Source organism: Actinomycetospora sp. (assembly GCF_055612215.1).
Map to the genome: position 1 here is coordinate 1 of NZ_JBVPVA010000059.1, position 2981 is coordinate 2981.

General features: G+C 75.5%; 3 protein-coding genes and 1 pseudogene. 1 reads left to right on the top strand and 3 read right to left on the bottom strand.

The window, feature by feature from the left end:
* Positions 1 to 530 (bottom strand): NAD(P)/FAD-dependent oxidoreductase (locus AC0CYZ_RS01305; RefSeq protein WP_472211390.1); only part of this gene is annotated, 530 nt, incomplete at its 3' end.
* A 27-nt stretch (positions 531 to 557) separates the two neighbouring features.
* Between AC0CYZ_RS01305 and ligD the strand changes: the two genes are divergently transcribed.
* Entirely contained in the window at positions 558 to 1505 is a 948-nt protein-coding gene (gene ligD / locus AC0CYZ_RS01310) for a non-homologous end-joining DNA ligase (RefSeq protein WP_472211394.1), read from the top strand.
* A gap of 10 nt (positions 1506 to 1515) precedes the next feature.
* Here ligD and AC0CYZ_RS01315 read toward each other — a convergent pair whose 3' ends face one another.
* Both AC0CYZ_RS01315 and AC0CYZ_RS01320 read right to left on the bottom strand, forming a co-directional pair.
* The gene (locus AC0CYZ_RS01315; RefSeq protein WP_472211397.1) at positions 1516 to 2757 is read right to left on the bottom strand and encodes a GNAT family N-acetyltransferase; all 1242 of its coding nucleotides are present in this window, start codon (positions 2755 to 2757) and stop codon (positions 1516 to 1518) included.
* A gap of 37 nt (positions 2758 to 2794) precedes the next feature.
* A pseudogene (locus AC0CYZ_RS01320) lies at positions 2795 to 2981 on the bottom strand (dual-specificity RNA methyltransferase RlmN); the annotation flags it as partial.

The window sequence follows — 2981 nt, forward strand, 5'->3', positions numbered from 1 at the left end:
AGACCGCGCAGGACCATCGCCTCGGCCATCTCGACGCCGATGTACCCCGCGCCCACGACGACCGCCCGACGGTGCTCGGAGTCCGAGAGGTCGGAGACGATCGCCTCGCCGTCCTCGAGCGACTGCACCCCGAAGATCCCGTCGGCGTCGATGCCGTCCAGCGGCGGGCGCAGCGGGCGGGCGCCGGTGGCGAGCACGAGGTCGTCGTAGGCGAGCTCGCCGTCCTCCCCGTCCCCGTCGACGGCGCGGAAGGAGACCGTCTGCTTGTCGAGGTCGATCGCCGTGGCCTCGGTCCGCATCCGCAGGTCGATCCCGGCCTCGCGGTGCTCCTGCGGCGAGCGTGCGATCAGGGAGTCGCCGTCGGACACCACGCCGGAGATCCAGTACGGGATCCCGCAGGCGGAGTACGAGGTGTAGTGGCCCTTCTCCAGGACGGTCACCTCGATGTCGTCCTCGGCGTGGCGCAGCGCGGTGTTCGCCGCGCTCATGCCGGTCGCGTCGCCCCCGACCACGACGATGCGACGGGTCATGTGCCCAACCTCCGATAGCGTGTGCGTGTGGCCGGAGCAGCCGAGATCGAGGTGGACGGCCGCGTCGTGCGGCTGACCAACCCGGACAGGGTGTACTTCTCGGCGCGCGGCGAAACGAAACTCGATCTCGCGCGCTACTACCTCGCGGTCGGGCCCGGCATCGTCACCGCGCTGCGCGACCGGCCCTGCATGATGCACCGCTTCCCGACCGGCGTGGACGGCGAGAAGGTCCACCAGAAGCGCCTCCCGAAGGGCGCCCCGGACTGGGTCCCGACGGTGCGGGTGCGCTTCCCGCGCTACAACCGGACCGCCGACGAGCTCTGCGTCTCCTCGATCGCGGACGTCGTCTGGGCCGTGCAGATGTCGACCGTGGAGTTCCACCCCTGGAACTCCCGCGCCGCGGACGTCGAGTCCCCCGACGAGTGGCGCATCGACCTCGACCCGATGCCCGGCGTGGGCTTCTCGACGGTGCGCGAGGTCGCGGGCGTCGTCCACGAGGTGCTCGACGAGCTCGGCGCGGTCGGCTTCCCGAAGACCTCGGGCGGCAAGGGGCTGCACGTCTACGTGCGCATCGCGCCGGAGCACTCGTTCGGCGAGGTGCGCCGGGCGGCGTGGGCGTTCGCCCGCGAGGTGGAGCGCCGGGCGCCGGACCTGGTGACGACGGCGTGGTGGCGCAAGGACCGCGCGCCCGGCACGGTGTTCGTCGACTACAACCAGAACACCCGCGACCACACGATCGCCTGCGCGTACTCGGTGCGGGGGACCCCGCTCGGCGTCGTGTCCGCCCCGGTGCGCTGGGAGGAGATCCCCGACGTCGAGCCGGCGGACTTCACGATCGCGACGATGCCCGCGCGGTTCGCCGAGCTGGGCGACCTGCACGCCGGGATCGACGAGGCGGTGTTCGACCTCGCCCCGCTGCTGGAGTGGGCCGAGCGCGACTCCGCCGAGGTCCCGGCCGACGAGGTCGAGGTCTAGCGGCCGCGGCTCAGAACGGCGTGCCGTTCCAGGGCACCGAGGGCGCCGCGAACAGCCGGGCCAGCCGCCCCGCGGCGCCCGGCGAGCCCTCCTCGAGCCGCCCGGCGCGGGCCAGCACCCGCGGGTCGACCCCGCCGAGCACCACCGAGGCCAGCGAGCTCACCGGCAGCGTGACGTCCGCGGCCGCGCGGGTGGGTTCGACGGCGGGGGCGAGCCGGTCGTGCGTGTCGAGCCGCCATCGGCCGGCGGTGAAGCCGGCCTCGTCGGCGACGTCGAGGACGATCCCGTCCTCGATCGGGTAGCGGCGCGCGACGAGCACCGCGGGCGCGTCGAGGACCCGCAGCCACAGCATCGCCCGCTCGCCCTCGACCCGGACGGCGCGGTGGTCCGCGAGCAGCCACGGCAGCGGCTCGTCGACCGAGGCGTGGCTCCAGGTGACCGTGCCGACGAGGTCCTGGCCGCACAGGTGGCGCCACAGCTCGGTGTAGGCGGCCGGCGTCGTCGCCTGCAGGTCCACGACGCCGAGCGTCGCGGCCCCCGTCTCGTACCAGCCCTGCTCGACCCGGTGCACGACGTAGCCCGCGGGTGCGCCGTCGTCGTCGCGCCAGACGGCGACCTGGCGGTGGCGGTCGGGCTCCAGCCCGGTGTTCGGGGCGGCGCCGGTGAGCAGCGCGTCCCACTGCCCCGGGGTGCGGGCCAGCGCGCCCGGGTGACGACGGCGGGCGCGGTCGTGCACGGAGGAGGCGAGCGCCCGGGCGGTGTCGGGCCGGTCGACGAGCTCGACGGTGCCGCGCGGCCCGGGGTCCCGGAACCGGGCCGCGCGGGTGTCCACGGTGATCGTGCGGGTCCGCGTCGCGAGCCCGAACCCGAAGCGCTCGTAGAGCGAGCCCTGGGTCGAGGTGAGCGCCGCCGCCGGGGTGCCCGCGCGCACGGCGGCGGCGAGGTCCTCGGCGAGCAGGCGGCGGGCCAGGCCCCGGCGGCGGTGGGTCGAGCGCACCCCGATCCCGGTGATCGCGTCGGCGGTCACGGCCCCGCCGGGCACGGTCAGCTCCGCGTCCCAGGAGCGCAGCGTCGCCGCCGGCGAGGGGTCCGGGTCCGCGTAGGCGCCGCGCAGGCGCTGGCCCTCGAAGGTCGCGCCCATCCGGGCCAGCAGCTCGGGGTCCAGGCGCGGCCCGAGGAAGGCCGCCTGCATCGCGCGCGTCCACGCGACGGTGCCGGCGTCGGCCGAGCCCTCGGTGACGCGCGGCGTCATGGACCGGACGACCGGCCCGGCGTCGGGCACCGCGCGCTCAGCCCCCGGTCGCGGCGAGCTGGCCGCAAGCGGCGGCAATCTCTCGCCCGCGGGTGTCGCGCACCGTGCAGGCCACCCCGCCCTGGCGCACCCGGCGGACGAACTCCGCCTGCACCGTGGCGGGGCTCGCGTCCCACTTCGAGCCCGGGGTCGGGTTGAGCGGGATGAGGTTGACGTGCACGAGC